The 17,079-nt window shown below is 61.5% G+C and carries 17 protein-coding genes and 1 tRNA gene; 10 read left to right on the top strand and 8 right to left on the bottom strand.

Annotated elements, in window-relative coordinates:
* Positions 1–130 precede the first annotated feature (130 nt).
* The 7 genes from DYI22_RS06225 (at position 131) to DYI22_RS06255 (ending at position 7,712) form a co-directional block, all read left to right on the top strand.
* Entirely contained in the window at positions 131–1,417 is a 1,287-nt protein-coding gene (locus DYI22_RS06225) for an MFS transporter (RefSeq protein ID WP_213477179.1), read from the top strand.
* A 120-nt stretch (positions 1,418–1,537) separates the two neighbouring features.
* A complete protein-coding gene (locus tag DYI22_RS06230) occupies positions 1,538–1,963 on the top strand; it encodes a MarR family transcriptional regulator (RefSeq protein ID WP_213477180.1) in 426 nt (141 codons plus the stop codon).
* 30 nt (positions 1,964–1,993) lie between these two features.
* Entirely contained in the window at positions 1,994–3,385 is a 1,392-nt protein-coding gene (locus DYI22_RS06235) for a DHA2 family efflux MFS transporter permease subunit (RefSeq protein ID WP_213477310.1), read from the top strand.
* A 240-nt stretch (positions 3,386–3,625) separates the two neighbouring features.
* Positions 3,626–4,189: a TMEM165/GDT1 family protein gene (locus DYI22_RS06240; RefSeq protein ID WP_213477311.1), complete on the top strand. Its 564-nt coding sequence runs from the start codon at positions 3,626–3,628 to the stop codon at positions 4,187–4,189.
* A gap of 43 nt (positions 4,190–4,232) precedes the next feature.
* Entirely contained in the window at positions 4,233–5,282 is a 1,050-nt protein-coding gene (locus DYI22_RS06245; protein ID WP_213477181.1) for a L,D-transpeptidase family protein, read from the top strand.
* A 123-nt stretch (positions 5,283–5,405) separates the two neighbouring features.
* Positions 5,406–6,872 (top strand): NfeD family protein, encoded by a 1,467-nt coding sequence (locus tag DYI22_RS06250; RefSeq protein ID WP_213477312.1) that lies wholly within the window; start codon positions 5,406–5,408, stop codon positions 6,870–6,872.
* Between the two features lie 42 nt (positions 6,873–6,914).
* Entirely contained in the window at positions 6,915–7,712 is a 798-nt protein-coding gene (locus tag DYI22_RS06255) for a slipin family protein (protein WP_213477182.1), read from the top strand.
* A gap of 77 nt (positions 7,713–7,789) precedes the next feature.
* Here DYI22_RS06255 and DYI22_RS06260 read toward each other — a convergent pair whose 3' ends face one another.
* The 3 genes from DYI22_RS06260 to DYI22_RS06270 all read right to left on the bottom strand — a co-directional run bounded on the left by DYI22_RS06260 (position 7,790) and on the right by DYI22_RS06270 (position 10,678).
* Positions 7,790–8,071 (bottom strand): Lpp/OprI family alanine-zipper lipoprotein, encoded by a 282-nt coding sequence (locus tag DYI22_RS06260; RefSeq protein WP_213477183.1) that lies wholly within the window; start codon positions 8,069–8,071, stop codon positions 7,790–7,792.
* A 210-nt stretch (positions 8,072–8,281) separates the two neighbouring features.
* Entirely contained in the window at positions 8,282–8,794 is a 513-nt protein-coding gene (locus DYI22_RS06265; protein WP_416234560.1) for a L,D-transpeptidase family protein, read from the bottom strand.
* A gap of 150 nt (positions 8,795–8,944) precedes the next feature.
* Positions 8,945–10,678 (bottom strand): potassium/proton antiporter, encoded by a 1,734-nt coding sequence (locus tag DYI22_RS06270; protein WP_213477185.1) that lies wholly within the window; start codon positions 10,676–10,678, stop codon positions 8,945–8,947.
* Positions 10,679–10,802: 124 nt separating this feature from the next.
* Here DYI22_RS06270 and DYI22_RS06275 point away from each other — a divergent pair.
* Positions 10,803–10,876, top strand: a tRNA-Gly gene (locus DYI22_RS06275).
* Between the two features lie 20 nt (positions 10,877–10,896).
* On the opposite strand, the gene DYI22_RS06280 is transcribed toward DYI22_RS06275, so the two are convergent.
* The 4 genes from DYI22_RS06280 to DYI22_RS06295 all read right to left on the bottom strand — a co-directional run bounded on the left by DYI22_RS06280 (position 10,897) and on the right by DYI22_RS06295 (position 14,158).
* Positions 10,897–12,207, bottom strand: a complete 1,311-nt coding sequence (locus DYI22_RS06280; protein WP_213477186.1) for an NAD(P)/FAD-dependent oxidoreductase — start codon at positions 12,205–12,207, stop codon at positions 10,897–10,899.
* Between the two features lie 190 nt (positions 12,208–12,397).
* Positions 12,398–13,003: a TetR/AcrR family transcriptional regulator gene (locus tag DYI22_RS06285; RefSeq protein ID WP_213477187.1), complete on the bottom strand. Its 606-nt coding sequence runs from the start codon at positions 13,001–13,003 to the stop codon at positions 12,398–12,400.
* A gap of 79 nt (positions 13,004–13,082) precedes the next feature.
* Positions 13,083–13,823, bottom strand: a complete 741-nt coding sequence (locus DYI22_RS06290; RefSeq protein ID WP_213477188.1) for a spermidine synthase — start codon at positions 13,821–13,823, stop codon at positions 13,083–13,085.
* A 5-nt stretch (positions 13,824–13,828) separates the two neighbouring features.
* Positions 13,829–14,158, bottom strand: a complete 330-nt coding sequence (locus DYI22_RS06295) for an ankyrin repeat domain-containing protein (protein WP_213477189.1) — start codon at positions 14,156–14,158, stop codon at positions 13,829–13,831.
* Between the two features lie 123 nt (positions 14,159–14,281).
* On the opposite strand from DYI22_RS06295, the gene DYI22_RS06300 reads away from it, so the two are divergent.
* Together DYI22_RS06300 and DYI22_RS06305 are read left to right on the top strand one after the other, a co-directional pair.
* The gene (locus tag DYI22_RS06300; RefSeq protein ID WP_213477190.1) at positions 14,282–14,905 is read left to right on the top strand and encodes a YbhB/YbcL family Raf kinase inhibitor-like protein; all 624 of its coding nucleotides are present in this window, start codon (positions 14,282–14,284) and stop codon (positions 14,903–14,905) included.
* Between the two features lie 98 nt (positions 14,906–15,003).
* Positions 15,004–15,855, top strand: coding sequence for a UDP-2,3-diacylglucosamine diphosphatase (locus tag DYI22_RS06305; RefSeq protein ID WP_213477191.1), 852 nt, complete (start codon positions 15,004–15,006; stop codon positions 15,853–15,855).
* Positions 15,856–15,865: 10 nt separating this feature from the next.
* On the opposite strand, the gene DYI22_RS06310 is transcribed toward DYI22_RS06305, so the two are convergent.
* On the bottom strand, positions 15,866–17,050 hold the full coding sequence (locus DYI22_RS06310) for an ADP-ribosylglycohydrolase family protein (protein WP_213477192.1): 1,185 nt from the start codon (positions 17,048–17,050) through the stop codon (positions 15,866–15,868).
* Positions 17,051–17,079 lie beyond the last annotated feature (29 nt).

Below are 17,079 nucleotides of genomic sequence, written 5' to 3' on the forward strand. Positions count from 1 at the left end.
AGTGGTCAGCCGCCAGCCCGGCTGGTCTAATGCGCGGTCGGCAAACTCCGGCCTGCGCTGCTATGTTTTGTCACAGTCACCTTTTGGCACAACCCGCGAACCGAACTCCCTAAAGTCCGGAGCTGTATCGATGACCCGCATGGTCGCCTCTCTCTCTGCATTGATTCTGAGCATCATTCTGCTGGTCAGTGGTAACGCGTTCCTGATGACGCTGCTGGGTATCCGCCTCAGTATCGAATCGGTACCGGCAGACATCATCGGCTGGGTGCTGGTGTGTTACTCCATCGGCTTCGTGCTCGGCACCCTCTACGCCCAGAAAATCATTGCCCGGGTTGGCCATATCCGCACCTTCGCCGTGTTTGCGGCCGCTGCCGCGGTGGCGTCGCTGATGTATCCGATGGCGGTGTCGATGATCTTCTGGGCGTTTTTGCGGGTGTTGTCGGGATTCAGTATCGCCGGCGTGCTGGTGGTCATTGAGAGCTGGTTCAGCAGCCGGGCCACCAACGACAACCGCGGCGCGTTGTTTGCTATCTACCAGATTGTGTTCTATCTGTCCGCCGCCGGTGGGCAGCTGGTGGTGAACATCGGCGACCCGGCCAACTTCATGCCGTTTTCCATCGCCGCCATGCTGCTGGTGCTGGCGCTGATTCCGCTGTCGCTGACGCGAATGGAAGCGCCGGTCATCGAACAGGCCGAGCGCATGTCGATCTTCAAACTGGCACGGGAGTCGTTCACCGGGGTGGCCGGCGCCCTGATCTGTGGCGTACTGATCGGCTCGTTCTACGCGCTGGGCCCGGTGTACGCCACCATGGTGGGGCTGGATGTGGCCCGCACTTCCACCTTTATGGCCAGTGCCATTGTGGCGGCCATGCTGCTGGCCTGGCCCCTCGGGCTTTTGTGTGACAGCTTCGATCGCCGCCGGGTGATGTTCTGGATTGCAGTGACCGCGGCCACCGCCGCGGTGCTGGTGGGCGTGCTCGGTGCCGAGCGGTTATGGTTGCTGACCATTCTGGTGGGTCTGTTTACCGGGCTGTCGGCCACGGTCTACCCGGTTGCGGTGGCCATCACCAACGACCGGATGGAAAGCAACCGGATTGTGGCTGCCAGCGCTACCCTGCTGCTGAGCTACGGCGTTGGCAGCGTGATCGGGCCGATTGTGATGGCCGAGCTGGTCAGTCAGCTGGGACCGCGCGGCCTGTTTCTGGGCAACGCCGGCTTCCTGCTGGTACTGGCGGTTGTGACCAGCTACCGCATCAGTCACACCGACGATGTGGCGGTGGCGGATCAGGAGCACTTTGTGCCGGCCATGCCGGAGTCTTCCGTGGTGCTGACCGAGCTCGATCCTCGCAACGAATCGTTCCATGAATCCCCGGAAGTGGTGGAGATGAAGGAAGAAGAGTTGCGGCAGGCGGGCTGAACGGCCTGCCTTTCGGTTTTCACCCATTTTGATTCCGTCTTCACATCTGTTTTTATCTCAATGGTTAGCTTACTATTGTTAGCATTAACAGTTTATTAGTTCCTGACCGGAGTTCAGACCATGAGAGATCAGTTCCCCTTTGCGGTTGCCCGGGTAACCCGTCGCTGGCGCAAGCTGCTGGATGAACGCCTGAAAGATCTGGGGGTAACCCAGGCGCGCTGGACCACCATGGTCTACCTGCAACAGGGCGGCGAAGGGCTGACCCAGCGCGAGCTGGCCAGCCTGATGGCGATCGAGAACCCCACGCTGGTGCGCCTGCTGGACAGCCTCGAGCAACAGAAGCTGATCGAACGCCGGCCCTGCCCCAACGACCGCCGGGCGCGACGCCTGCACCTGACCGACAACGGCCGGGCGTTTATGGACGATCTCACCGAGCGCGCGGCGAAACTGCGCGAACAGATGCTTGATGGCGTTGCGGATGACGACATCGAAGTTGCCATCAAGGTCTTCCACAAGATCATGGAAAACGCCGAAAAGCAGAAGTAATGCCATGCGTCCCCGACAGGAGCCTTTGCCCTGAGCGACAATACGGTTGAAGGGCTGCGTGCCCGATATGGCGAGCGCTGGCGCTGGCTAGCGGTGGCTACGGTCATGCTGGGCACCATGGCCACGGTGCTCAGTGCCACGGTGGTGAACGTCGCCCTGCATGACATCATGATGGAATTCGGTATCCGTCAGGGCCAGGTGCACTGGCTGGCGACCGGATTCATTGCCGCCATGACCACCACCATGCTGGCATCAAGCTGGCTGCTCGACCACTTCGGCGTGCGCAAGACCCTGGGCACCGCCATGGCGGTGTTCAGTGTTATTTCCGTCGCCGGCGGTTTCGCCACGTCTCCGGAGCAGCTGATCGTGGCCCGTATTGGTCAGGGGGCCATGGCCGGCCTGATGCAGCCGATGGGCATGTATCTGGTGTTCCGGGTGTTCCCGCGGGAACGTCGCGGGCAGGCCATGGGCATCTACGGGATGGGGGTGATTCTGGCGCCGGCGCTGGGGCCGGTGCTTGGCGGTTTTCTGGTCGATCAGCTGGACTGGCGCTACGTGATGTTTGCCCCGGTACCGGTCACCCTGATCGGGGTGGCCATGGCGTGGCGTTTCCTGCCGCTGCCGGTGTCGCGGCCAGCGCCCTACCGTTTCGATCTGCCGGGCCTTGTTCTGCTCGGCGCCACCATTGCGCTGGCCCTGGACGCCCTGAACCGGCTGCAGCAGTTCGCCGGTCAGCAAACCCTGATTGCACTGGAAATGGCCGTGGCGGCCATTGCCCTGGTGCTGTTTGTGATCCGGGAACGCCGCACGCCGCATCCGCTGGACAATATCCGCCTGCTGCGAAACCGCGCGTTCCTGTTCGCCAATCTGGGGGCCATGGCCCTCGGGCTGGCGCTGTTTGGTTCCACCTATCTGGTGCCGTTGTTTGTGCAGACCGCGCTCGGGTTCTCCGCCACCGACGCCGGGCTGCTGATGCTGCCGGCGGGTATCGTGCTGGGCGCCACGTTTCCAATTGCCGGCCGTCTGGCGGACCGCAAAAGCGCCCGCTCGCTGGTGGTCTTCGGGATCACGCTGTTTGCCACCTCGGCGGTCCTGTTCGCCCTGTCGGATCTTGAGCTGGCGTTTGGCTGGCTTGCACTGTGGACCGTGATCGGCCGGATCGGCATCGGTTTCATGCTGCCGGCGCTGTCCACCGGTGCATTGAACCCGCTGGAACCGGCGGAGCTGGGCGCCGGTTCCAGCACCATCAATTTTACCCGGCAGCTTGGCGGTGCCTTCGGCGTCAATCTGGTTGCCCTGACCATCGAGTTCGGCGATCACCGTGGTGGTGTGCCCACCATCGATGCGTTTCATTCGGCCTGGTGGCTGGTGGCCGCGTTTGTCGCGGTGGCGGCCATACCGGTCTGGAAAATGCGGGTGTAGTTGCCGCGGCCGGGACGATTGGCTAAGATGCGCACTCTCTTCAGGGGAGTAGCCTCTGTGGCGGAACCAGCGGTTCCGCCCAGATGGTAGTCAACACACTTGGGGCTCAATCTCCATGGCTACCATGTTTCACTGCAGGCCGGGCAGGCCGGTGAAATTGGCAAGACCTGAGGCAGTGTCACCTCCAGAGGGCGGAAGGTGGGCTGTCTCATGTCTGATTATCCGCCCCCGGAGCATTTCATGGACGCTTTTCTCGCCTCAACGATTGCCGTAGCCATCGCCGAAATCGGTGACAAGACCCAGCTGCTGTCTCTTTTTCTGGTTGCACGGTACGCCCAGCGCCTGCCGATCATTCTGGGTATTTTCATTGCCACCGTGCTGAATCATGCGTTGTCCGCATGGCTGGGCGCCTGGGTCGCCGAATGGATACCCGACCAGTGGTTACCCTGGATACTGGCGGTCAGTTTTATGGCCATCGCCCTGTGGCTGCTGATTCCCGACAAAGACGACAGCGAAGACTCCCGCTTTCTGGGCATGGGCGCCTTCATGGCCACCACGGTGATGTTCTTCATCGCCGAAATTGGCGACAAGACCCAGGTGGCGACGGTGGTGCTGGCGGCCAGGTACCCGGAAACCCTCTGGGTTATCATCGGCACCACGGTCGGGATGCTGTTGGCGAACATACCGGTTATCATGGCGGGCAAGTGGCTGATGGATCGGTTGCCCTTGGCAACGGCTCGCCTCGGCGCCAGTATCCTGTTTGTGCTACTGGCGATCGCCACTGTATGGGCGGCCCTGGTCTGAACCTGACGCCTGGAAACCGAAATCGATGGGTGGAAAACGAGTTATGCGGTGTAAACGACTCCTGGGGGTGATTGCCATCGGGCTGATGCTGGCCGGGAGCGTGGCCTATGGGGCCGTGCAGGACAAGACCCGGGAGATAGACGGTGACGAGCAGCCGGATCGTCAGCCGCGCGTGCCGACGTTTGCGATCGATGGTGATCTGGCCGGGCGTCTGGCCGTGTTCACTACCCGCTATGAAGACACCTTCGCCGCCATTGGCAACGACCTGAGCCTCGGTTATCTGGAACTGGTCAAGGCCAATCCCGGTATCGATCCCTGGCTGCCCGGGGATGGCACCCGCGTCACCCTGCCGCAGCAGTATGTGCTGCCAGACGTCGAGCGTAAGGGCATTGTCATCAACCTTGCCGAATACCGCCTGTACTATTTCACCGAAGAAGGCGTGCAGGTGTATCCGGTGGGCGTCGGTACCGACGACAACCCCTCCCCGCTGACGGACGCCGAAGTCACCATGCCGCTGGAATCGCCTGCCTGGTATCCGCCGGCCAGCATTCGCGCCGAGTACGAAGCCTCGGGCGAGTACCTGCCACGGATGATCCCGCCCGGTCCGGGCAATCCATTGGGTACCCACGCACTGATGCTCAGTGAAAAGGGGTATCTGATTCACGGCACCAACAAACAGTTTGGTGTCGGCATGCAGGTCAGCCACGGCTGTTTCCGCATGTACAACGAGGACATCTCGCGCTTCGTCTACCAGGTCAGCAAGGGAACGCCGGTTCGCGTCATCAAGGAGCCGGTGAAGATCGGTGTGTCCGGCGGTGAAGTCTGGCTGGAAGTGCACCGCCCCCATGAAGAATACAGTCAGAAAGACCGTGAGTGGCTGTGGCAGGAGGTGAGCGAAGCGGTGGATGGGTTTCTCCAGCGCCGCCCGGATGTCGAGATCCAGCGCAGCGCCATTGAGCTGGCGGTTGATCAGGCCGATGGCCTGCCCACCATGGTCGGCGAGCAGGTACGTCAGATGGCAGCGGGCGAGTCCGGTGCCGAGCAGTCCCCGGCAGCGGAAGAGGAAAGCGAGAGCCAGCAGCTCTGGTTCTGATCCGACGCCAAATGAAACAAAACCGGTCGGGCCGGGTCACACATCCAGTGTCCGCGCTATAGTCGTAATAGGATAATTGAACAATAACGACGACGCCGTTTCACCCTGATGAGGGGAGGAATGATGAAAGCCCGCCAACCCGATCAAGTGATTCGCACCAGGCCAGCTGCCTGGTGCCTGTCTGTATTCCTGCTCGGCGCACTGCTTGCGCTGGCTTCCCTCGCCCATTCTGTATACGCCCAGCAAACCCAGGGCCCCACGGCCCTGGTATTGACCGTGGATGGCGCTATTGGTCCGGCCACCGTGGACTATCTGGCCCGCGGCCTGCAGCGCGCGGACGCAGAGGGCGCTGCCGTGGTGGTCATTGAGATGGACACCCCCGGCGGGCTGATGGATTCCATGCGCGCGATCATCAAGGACATTCTCGCCTCGCCGGTACCGGTTGCCACCTACGTGTCACCGGAAGGCGCCCGCGCCGCCAGTGCCGGCACCTACATCCTGTATGCCAGCCACATCGCTGCCATGGCGCCCGCCACCAACCTGGGGTCAGCGACTCCGGTACAGATGGGCGGCGTACCGGGCATAGATGAACCGGCGGAAGAGCCGGCGGAATCCGACGGCGGGGAGGCCGGGGACAACAAACAGGCAGACGGCGAGCGGCCAGACACGAAACGCCGTGGCGGCACCGCCATGGAACGCAAAGTGCTGGAAGACGCTGTCAGCTACATTCGAGGCCTGGCCCAGCGCCATGGTCGCAATGCGGACTGGGCCGAGGAAGCCGTTCGCGAGGCCGTCAATCTCGGGGCCGAGGAAGCCCGGGAGCAGCAGGTGATCGAGGTGGTGGCAAGCAACCTGTCCGACCTGCTGGCGCAGATCGATGGCCGTACCGTGCGCATGGCCGACGGCGAGCGCACCCTGCAGACCAGCGGGCTGGAGGTAGTGCGGGCGAAACCGGACTGGCGCACCCGGCTGCTGTCGGTGATCACCGACCCGAACGTCGCCTACTTCCTGATGATCATCGGTTTTTACGGCATCATTTTCGAGTTGTCCAACCCCGGCGCCATCTTCCCGGGGGTCATCGGCGCCATCAGCCTCATTCTGGCGCTGTTCGCCTTCCAGGTGCTGTCGGTGAATTACGCCGGTCTTGCGCTGATACTGCTGGGTCTGGCCTTCATTGTCGGGGAGGCGTTCATGCCCAGTTTCGGGATACTGGGCATCGGGGGCATTGTGGCGTTTATCACCGGCTCGGTGATTTTGATGGATGGCAGCCACCGCGACATTTCCCTGCCCATGATCGGGGGCACGGCGGCGGTTGCCGCCGGCTTCATGCTGTGGACGGTTACCCGCTTCATCGGCCTGCGCAAACGCGATCCGGTCAGTGGGCCGGAGCAGATGTCCCATGAGCAGGTGGTGGCGCTTGAGGATTTTGTGCCCGATGACGAAGGCTTCCGCGGCCACGTCCGCATGAGCGGAGAGCGCTGGAACGCCCGCAGTTCGGTACCGGTGCCCGCCGGTAGCCGCGTTCAGGTGCACGAGATCAGCGGCCTGACCGTGCTGGTGGAACCGCTGGATGCGGTTGCTGGCCGCTGACCCAGTCATTGCTCAGAAAGCTGAACCAGTGAAGGAGACGGTATGATGTTCGGAGATCTGATTCCCTATCTGGCACCGACGGTGGTGCTCCTGCTGATCCTCGGGTCGGCCATCAAGATCCTGCCCGAGTATGAGCGTGGCGTGGTGTTTTTCCTGGGGCGCTTCCAGGGTGTGAAAGGCCCGGGTCTGATCATTGTGATTCCCGGTATTCAGCAGATTGTCAGGGTGGATTTGCGGGTGATCACCCTCGATGTGCCCAGCCAGGACGTGATATCCAAAGACAACGTCACCGTGCGGGTCAATGCCGTGCTGTATTTCCGGGTTGTTGATCCGGAGCGGGCGATTATCCGCGTCGAAGACTACGGTGCAGCGACCAGCCAGCTGGCGCAAACCACCCTGCGCTCGGTGCTCGGCAAGCACGATCTGGACGAGATGCTGTCGGAGCGCGACAAACTCAATATCGATATCCAGGAGATCATCGACGCGCAGACCGAGGAGTGGGGTATCAAGGTGGCCAACGTCGAGATCAAACACGTGGACCTCAACGAGTCGATGATCCGGGCGATCGCCCGTCAGGCCGAAGCGGAGCGTGAACGGAGGGCAAAGGTGATTCACGCGGAAGGCGAACTTCAGGCCTCGAAAAAACTGGTGGAAGCGGCGGATGTGATGTCGACCAATTCCGGTGCCATGCAGCTGCGGTACCTGCAGACCCTGGCGGACATGAGCAACAACAACTCCTCCACCATTGTCTTCCCGTTGCCGATGGACATGATGAAAACGTTCATGGAAAAGCAGAAGCAGGGGCTGAAGACGCCCCGCCCCGATGATTCAGAGACGTGATGGGGGGCCACTGAAGGGCAAACCGCAGGCACAAAAAAAGGCCGGACGAATCCGGCCTTTTTCGTTACGTGTCAGCCTTATTTCTGGCTGGCACGCTCGAGCATACGCTTGGCGCGCTCGTTTGCTTCGTCAGCAGCCTGTTGGGCGGCTTTCGCAGCAGCCAGAGCTTCGTCTGCAGTCTGCTGGGCAGAACGTGCAGCGCTGGAAGCACTGTTAGCGGTGTTCATTGCGTTTTCAGCAGTCTGCTCGGCGGATGCGGCGTTTGCGTTCGCTTCCTCGATAGCTGCGTTGTCAGTGGTGGCGCAGCCAGCAGTCAGTGCGGCGGCCATTGCAAACCCTGCGATCGTCAGTTTACGCATATCTTTTCCCCTTTATTGGTCGTTATATATCCTGTGATCCAGAAGTCTGGATGACTTCCTGTCAACCCGGGCCCGATAGGCTTTGACTACCGGAGTCGTCAAACAGTGTAAAACACTCTACGGGAAAATGTTAACTAAGGATACGTAAAAGTTCCTAGGTTATGACAACAACTTAATAAACAGGAAAGTTTGATAACCGTCAGTAACGTATCAGGGAAGGATGCGAATGGGGGTGCCATCGGCGACCAGTTGCCAGATCTCGTCCATTTCCTCATTGGTCACGGCGATACAGCCGTTGGTCCAGTCGAGGCCGGAGTAGGCGAAGGCCATATCGCCTGCTTCGTTGGGCAGGCCGTGGATCATGATGCTGCCGCCCGGGTCGAGCCCCCAGGCGCTGGCCAGCTCCCGGTCGCGGGCGTTGGGATAGGAAATGTGAATGGATTTGTAGAAGTCACTGTTCGAGTTGCGCCAGTCCAGCTGGTAATCGCCCTCTGGCGTGCGCTGATCGCCCTCGTACAGCTTGTGCCCCTCGGGGTTGTCGCCCAGAGAAATGCGGTAGCTGCGCACTACCTGGTCATCGTCCATCAGGAACAGCCGGCGCTCGCTCTTGCGAACCAGCACCTTGTTGATGGTCAGCGGCAGGTCCGATGCGGCTTTCTCCGGCGGCATGCGGGTATCCGCCCGCGCCAGCAGTTCCGTTGCAGCTGCCGCATGCGGCAGCATCAGACAGCCGACGGCAAAGATGAACAGAAAGAGGCGGTTGCGGAACGTCATGGGCTTGCTTTACCAATTATTAATGTGTGTCTGGCACAGTTTATAGCATAGCCGGGCGCGGTGTTGTGAAGTGGTTTTGTTAACTTTCTTGGTAATCCATTATCCGGATCGGCCACCCTGGGAGCTGTCCATCTTCAGACCGACCTTGGTAACCCGGTCGGCTTCGGTGGCGCGGGCCACCAGCGTAACCGGGCCCAGAATCACCTTGTCGCCCACCACCGGATGGCCCTTGGTGCGCCGTGCGAAGCACTCCGCCAGTGACAGTTCCGGTGGCAATTCATCGAATTCGATACCGTATACCTGTTCCACATCCCCCAGCAACGCGTCGCCGTTCAGGACAAAGTCGCCGAAGAAGGCCCGTTCGGCCAGATGTTTGGGTGCCTGGCGGCCGCTGAGCGCCTTGCCCAGCTCTGACAATGCCGCCGGTGTGGCGAACATGGCGATGACATCGCCGCTGGAGACTTCCATCTCGGGACTGGGCTGATAGCAGACCCGCTTGCGGAAAACCCCCGCGATGGCCGTGTTGGTGGGCAGGCGCAACTGGCCCAGCGGCCGCGGCGTGTTCCAGTTATCTCCCCGCAACGGGAACAGCATCAGTTCGTGGTCGCCGGTGGCGGGTACGTCCAGGGGCAGGCGGCGATACGGATCCTCGCCGGCGGGTACTTCCAGCCCCAGCTTGCGCGCCAGCGGCGCCATGGTGGTGCCCTGGACAATCAGCGACACCAGCACAATGAAGAACGCCGCGTGAAAAATCAGCTGGGCGTCGGGCAGATCGGCAATGATCGGGAACAGTGCCAGCACAATGGGCACTGCGCCGCGCAGCCCCACCCAGCTGATAAAGCCCAGTTCGCGGCGATTGAACCCGAACGGCCAGAGCGTGATCAGTACGGTCAGCGGCCGGATCAGGAAAATCAGTGCCAGTGCCAGTACCAGCCCGCCACCGGCCAGCAGCCACAGGTCACTGGGGGTCACCAGCAACCCGAGAATAAGGAACAGGCTGATCTGGGACAGCCAGGCCAGCCCATCGTGCACCTGCAGGATCATCGGCATCATCCGCACCGGGCGATTGCCAATGACCACCCCGGTCAGGTAAATGGCGAGGAAGCCACTGCCGCCTATGGCGTTGGTGCCGGAAAACACTGCAATCCCGGCCGCGGCCACCAGCAAGGGATACAGTGAAGGGGTCAGGCGTATGCGGTTGGCCAGCTCCACCACCAGATAACCGCCGATCAGACCCGCCGCGGCGCCGATGCCGAATTGCTCAATCAGCATCAGAAGCGCGGTCCAGCCCTCGCTCTGGCCGTCGCTGGCGATCATGGTAACCAGCATCAGGGTCAGGAAAATCGCCATCGGGTCGTTGCTGCCGGATTCAATCTCCAGCGTGGCGCTGACCCGTTCGTTCAGGTGCAGGCCGCGGCCCTGCAACAGGGAAAACACCGCAGCGGCATCGGTAGAGGAAATGATGGCGCCAATCAGCAGCGCCGTGAGCCAGTGCAGATCAAACACCCACCAGGCCACCAGACCCGCCCCCGCTGCCGTCAGGAAGACCCCGGCGGTGGCCAGCATCAGCGCCGGTTTCAGGCCCACACGGAAGGTTTCCGCGCGGGTGCGCATGCCGCCATCGAGCAGGATGACGCCAAGGGCCAGGTTGGCGATTACAAAGGCGAGTTCGAAGTCGTCAAAATCAATGCCCCCGGGGCCATCCTCACCCATTATCATGCCGACGATCAGGAAAATCAGCAGCACAGGCATCCCCACCCGGCTGGACAGCGGGCTGAGTACAATGCTGATAACCAGCATCAGGGCGCCAATCAGGGTGAACGTGGGGTCCATCGAGTCTCCATTCGTCGGTGCTACAGCATATCAGGACTGTCCCGGCCCCGGGCACGGAAATCCGCTGGCGGGTCTTGCCGGCCGGTGGCAACTCCGCTTATATTGCCGTGGCACCGGGTGTTTTGCGGGTGTAGTTCAATGGTAGAACGGCAGCTTCCCAAGCTGCATACGAGGGTTCGATTCCCTTCACCCGCTCCATCTCTCGCCCAGGGCGTTACTCAGTGCAGTTTAAGTCGCGGTTGCATGGCCCGGCTGATCTTGTCCATCAGCCAGATCACCCCGGTGCGGAGCATGCCGTGCAGGGCGACCTGGTGCATGCGGTACAGCGATACGTAGAACAGCCTGGCCACCCTTCCTTCGATGTACATACTGCGCCCCGACAGATTGCCCATCAGGTTTCCCACCGTGGTATAGCGGCTGAAGTTGATCAGTGAGCCGTGGTCCTTGTAGACAAAGGGCACGGGGTCCTTGCCGTCGAGCCGGTTGCAGAGCGTCTTGAACAGGGCGTCGGCCTGCTGGTGTGCGGCCTGGGCCCGCGGCGGCACGGGTTTGTCGGTGTCCGGCTGCGGGCAGGCGGCGCAGTCGCCGAAGGCAAAGACGTTGGCATCGAGGGTGGTTTGCAGGGTCTGCGCCACGATCAGCTGATTACCTTTGTTAACCTCCAGCCCGTCCAGTTCCGCCAGGAACGCCGGTGCCTTGATCCCGGCGGCCCAGATGGTCATTTCCGAGGGCAGCTCGGTGCCATCTTTCATCACCACGCTGTCTGCCCGCACTTCACTGACCGGCTGCCCGGTGAGTACCTTGACATGCTGGCGCTCCAGTTCCCGCGTCGCGGCGGCGGACAAGCGCCCGGGTAGCGCGGGCAGAATGCGGTCGGCGGCTTCAATCACGGTGATCGACACGTCCGAGGCCTGCAGATGGTTCATGCCGTAAACCGGCAGTTCCCGGGAGGCCAGGCGCAGTTCGGCAGCCAGTTCAACGCCGGTAGCGCCGGCGCCGATGATACTGATGTTCAGGGCGCGTCGGGTGCCTTGCAGGGTCTCGTGATTCTTGCGCAAGAAGGCGTTGAGCATCAGGTTGTGGAACCGCCGCGCCTGCTTGAGGCTGTCCAGAAACAGGCAGTGATCCTTGGCACCGGGAGTGCCGAAGTCATTGGCGGTACTGCCCACGGCAAGTACCAGGGTGTCGTAGCTTATGCGGCGTTCAGGCACCACTTCGGCGCCGTCCTCATCGTGGAAGGCGGCAATGACCAGTTGCCTGGCGTCGCGGTCCAGCCCGCACATGCGGCCCAGCTGAAACTCGTAATGGTGCTTGCGGGCGTGGGCGCGGTAGTTGATCTCGTTGGCGTTGGCATCGAGGGAGCCGGAGGCCACCTCGTGCAGCAGGGGTTTCCAGACGTGGGTCAGTCCCGCATCGACCAGAGTGATGCGTGCCCGTTTTTTGCGACCGAGTTTGTTGCCGAGGCTGGTGGCCAGTTCAAGACCGCCGGCGCCACCGCCGACCACCACGATGTGATGAAGGTTGTCCATAACAATCAGACCTTTAAGTGAAGAGAGCCAAGCGCTCTCGGGAGAAAACGCTTGGCTGTCCTCACTGAGTGTCGGGCATCACTGGGCGTGACGTCAGGGACTTAATAGTAACGTTGGCAGGGCGACGGAAACAATTGCATAGCTAAACCATCGTCGCCGCATAGGGAGGCTCAAGGTGAGCAGGCCGGGATTAATGGTGTGTGCGGTATCCGTCCAGAATTGCGGCCATGTCGTCACCGAGCTGTTGCATGGCCCGGGGAGCGAGATGGCGCTCACCCATCGAGCGCAGGCCCATAATCTGTGCCTGAAACAGGCGCGCGAGCCTTTCACAGTCAACCGTGGGGACCAGCTCACCGCGTTGCCTGGCCTGATTGAGCAGATCAGTGAGGGATCGTTCAATCGCGGCAAGTATGCTGTTGGCCTGGTCTGCCAGCAAGCTGTGGGTGTTGCTGGCCTCGAACAGGGTTTTGACAATCATGCAGGCCTGCGCCGGCGATTGGGTTTCCGGGTTGCAGCTGCCCGCGATGTTGCGCAGGTAATCCTGGAGACCGTCGACAATCGAGTCGTAACCGGCCAGGTGCGCCGCCATTTCCCGGCCCGCCTGTTCAGCGTAGCTGGCAAGCGCCTCGGTAAACAACCCATCCTTACTGCCGAAGGTCGCGTAAATGCTGCCAGGCCGCATATCGAGCACCTGCTCAATCTGCTTCATCGAGCTGCCATGGTAGCCTTTTTCCCAGAACAGGCCCACGGCCTTATCAAGAGCGGTTTTGCGATCATAGCGTGCTTGCCTGGCCATACAACGATCCATCAGTGCCTTGTGTTGAAAATCTGAACAATGTTATCGCGAAAGGGCGGCCGTTAACAGTTGACCTCATTCACAGTCTGCTGACTTTGCCCATCAGCCTGCGCCAGTCAATGGGTAGCCGTTGTTCCAGATCGGCTAACACCGGATCTCGCGAGGCTATGGATTCGAAATGGGTTTTGCTGGCGTAGATCACGGTGTTGTTGCTCTTGCTCCTGAACATCAGTACCACCCGGAAGTGCTGCTTCAGTTGGCGAAGATAGGGCCCTTCCGGGTCCGGGGCGCGGTGGTAATTCAGCACCAACCAGCCGTCGCTCCCCAGCGCCCGCGCGCAGTCATCCACGAATTGCCGCTGCGCCTGGGCCGGACTCATGCGGTCAGCGGTATAAAGATCGGCCAGAATCATGTCTGTGCCGGCGGGAGGCAGCGTTGCGAGGGCGTCCCGGGCATCGGCGATGGTCACCGTAAGGCGTTCGCTGTCGGGCAGATCGAAGAATGCCCGTGCGGTATCCAGCACCGCCTGACGCAGCTCGACCGCGTGTATCCGGCAGTGCGGGTACAGGTGGTGAAAGGCGCTGGCCATAACGCCACCGCCAAGCCCGAGAACGGTGACGTGGCGAGGGTTGGCAAAAACGGCCGGTAACATCATCGCCCGGTTGTATTCATGAACCGGCAGGTACGGGTAGCGACGATCGATCTTGCTCTGCTCGAACGCCGAGTTGAAGGTCAGCACCCGATGTTTGCGGTAGTCGATCACCAGGATACTGCCCAGAGCATCCCGGGTGTGATGGATAATATCGCCTTTGCCGAACACGCCGGTTACGGCTTCGAAGCGCTGAACAGACGCCTGACACGGTCCGTTGGCGCCAGTGACAACGCGGTGTCGCCCTGATGGTTGCGGGCGTCGCTGTCGGCGCCCTTGTCCAGCAGCAGCTGCACCGTCTCGGCGTGGCCGCTGCGGCTGGCCAGCATCAGCAAGGTGTCGCCGTCGCTGGTGCGCAGGTTCACCGGTACGCCGGCATCCAGCATCACGCTGAGCGGGCCGGCGCCACCGTTGCGGGCCAGATCGAAAATGCCCTGGGCAAAGGCCACGGCGTCCTCATCCTTCTGGCTGGCGGGTTGTTGCGGCTGGCCGGGTTTGTGAGTCATTCGGGCTCCGTGGTCAGGTTGGAGGATTGTGTGTTACAACCTATTATCACAGAACAGGCTCCTTGCAGACACCGGCAAAGAGCCGCAGGCCAACGACCAACAGGATCAACAGGAGACATCGCCGTGAAACTAGAGGTTCGGGGAATTGAGGAAGGCCAGCCGATTGCGGAGAAATTCGCCTTCGGGGTCTACAGCGAAGAAGACCACATGAGCTTCGGGCCCAACCGCAACCCTGAGGTAGTCTGGGACGACGCGCCGGACGGCACCAGAAGCTTCGTGGTGATGATGTTTGATCCGGATGTGCCCAGTGTGGCGGACGATGTAAACCAGGAGGGCAAAAGCGTCTCCAAAGACATCCCGCGGGTCGATTTCTTTCACTGGTTGCTGGTGGACGTGCCGGCCAGTATCAGCCGCATTCCCGAGGGTGAGGACAGCGATGGGGTCAGCCCCAAGGGCAAAAATCCCGGGCCCGGCCCCATCGGTCTGCGTGGTGTGAACAACTACACCCAGTTCCTGGCTGGCAACCCGGATATGGCCGGCACTTACGCCGGTTACGATGGCCCGTGCCCGCCCTGGAACGATGAAATCATCCACCGTTACCACTTTGAAGTGCACGCGCTGGATGTCGACAGCCTGGGCCTGGACGGCGAGTTCGACGGCAACGACGTGCGCGAGGCCATGGCCGGGCATGTGCTGGCCAGCGCCCGGGTGACCGGCACGTACACGCTGAATCCGGATCTGCGCTAATCTGCCCGGTCATCAAATTGTCTTCTGATCGTCACCTGCCCGTCACCCGCCTTTGAGAGGGTGACCTCATCCGGAATGGTTGAAGGGCGGGAGACGACATGCGGAACTACCGGAGCGTTTTCATTTCCGATGTGCACCTTGGGACGGCGGACTGCCAGGCAGAGTATTTGCTGGATTTCCTCACCCGGGTGCGCTGCGAAACCCTCTATCTGGTCGGCGACATCGTCGATCTGATCGCCATGCAGCGGCGCGTCCACCTGCCCGCCTCCCATCAGGCGGTGATTCACAAACTGATTGAGCTGGCCGCCAGCGGTACCCGCGTGGTCTACGTGCCCGGCAATCACGATGACTTTATGCGCCGGTTCTGCGGCCAGACCATTGCCGGTATCGAACTCCACTACAAGGCCGTACACACCACCGCCGATGGCCGCCGCTTCATGGTCTGCCACGGCGATCAGTTTGACCAGGTGGTGCGCTGCAGTCCGCTCATGCTTCTGGTGGGCGACCGGGCCCACGGCATCCTCCTGCGACTGAACCGCTGGTTCAACGCCTGGCGCCGCCTCAAGGGCAAGCCTTACTGGTCACTGGCGGCCTGGGTGAAAAGTCGCGTTGGCAAGGCCCGCACTTTTATTCGCCGCTTCGAGCTCGCCGCCCTGACCGCCGCTGAACGGGGTCACTATGACGGTTTTATCTGCGGCCATATCCACTCAGCCGGTTTCCTGCGCAGCGAGGAAGGCCTGTACTGTAATGATGGCGACTGGGTGGAACACTGTACGGCGCTGGTGGAACGGGACAACGGTCGGCTGGAGCTGCTGCATTGGTCCGAATCGCCGGTGGTGCTGGCAGTGGAACCGGATGCCCCGCATCCGGATGTGTGCGGGGATGCCCGGCCAGTCATTGATATTCTACCGGCCGGGTTCGTCGAGCAGATGAATCGACTGGCTGGTTGATCCATCCGCTTCAAGTTGATGACTGTCCGCTCACCAGTGACTCGATCTGAGCAAGGATGACCGGTGCACCGGTCAGCCGGGTCAGCCAGCTCAACGGGATGCCCCGCTCACCCCCGACGCCGAATTGAGCGGCCATCGCTGGCCCGATCAGCCAGGCCCGCCCACAGGAATCACCCCCACACCGGATGTTTGCGCGCACCGCCTCGGTAAAGCTGTTGCTGTGGCTCAGGATGTGGAAGATCACCGGCATCGCCTCGTTCAGGTAACAGGTACGGCCAAACACATCGCCAGCGCCTACAGCATCCAGTTCGGAGCCGGAACGGGCTTTCTGAAGGTTTGCCGGATCGGGTGCCCCTGCCATCGCGGCATCCAGTGCCACTGGCATTGGTTCGCCCCGGAATAACCGGTCGAGCAGTCTTGCGGCACTCTTCGCCCAGGCGACGGCTTCGTCATTGTGGTTGGTCATCCTGACGGCCGTTTCTGTGGCCTCAAGCAGATCGTCATGGCCGCTGTAGCAGGCTACCAGCGGTGGCAGCTTGGAGACTGCAGGCAACTGCAGGTCATCGGCGCCGCTTTCAGACACCATATGGCGATCTATGGTTTCGGCGAGGTGAACGCCCGCTTGCTGAATGTCGGGGTCGCTGTAGGTAAGGCTAATGGCCTGGCGCACCGGGTCCGCGAGTTGGTCGCCGCTCAGGTGACGGGTGTAGGGCAGAACTTTCTGTACCAGCAACCGCTTCTGCTTGTCAGTCAGTGGGGTTGTGGTGGTTGAGCGGGCCTGCTCAATAGCGTTCTTTTCAATGCGGTTGAAATTGTCCAGGGTGACCCGGGTCGGGTGGTCGATGTACCCCTGCCACTGCCCGCCTGGCCCAAAATAGGTGCGGAAGCGCCGCTGATAATCGCGTATATCCAGTACGCCTTCGCTGGCAAGCAGGCTGTCGGTCAGTACCCCGGTAGCCGCCCCGTAATGACTGGTGTCGCCCGTCTGTTTGCCCTCATGGGCGAAGTAGCCGAACCCTTCGCTGAAGTATTCGGCTTTCGGCGGCAGGAATTCGGGTGTCTCAGCGCCGATGTCGATGATCCGTTGGCTGTTGTACAACCAGTGCAAGCCAAGACTTGCCGCATCGGCGACCCACCCCCCGGCCAAGGCAGCGATGAGACGTGGGCCGTTGCAGGTTGAGGAAGACCTGGTCATGAGAGAGCCTCCGGGTTCCGTGGGCAGGT

The organism is Marinobacter lipolyticus (assembly GCF_018424605.1).
Lineage (GTDB): Bacteria > Pseudomonadota > Gammaproteobacteria > Pseudomonadales > Oleiphilaceae > Marinobacter > Marinobacter lipolyticus_B.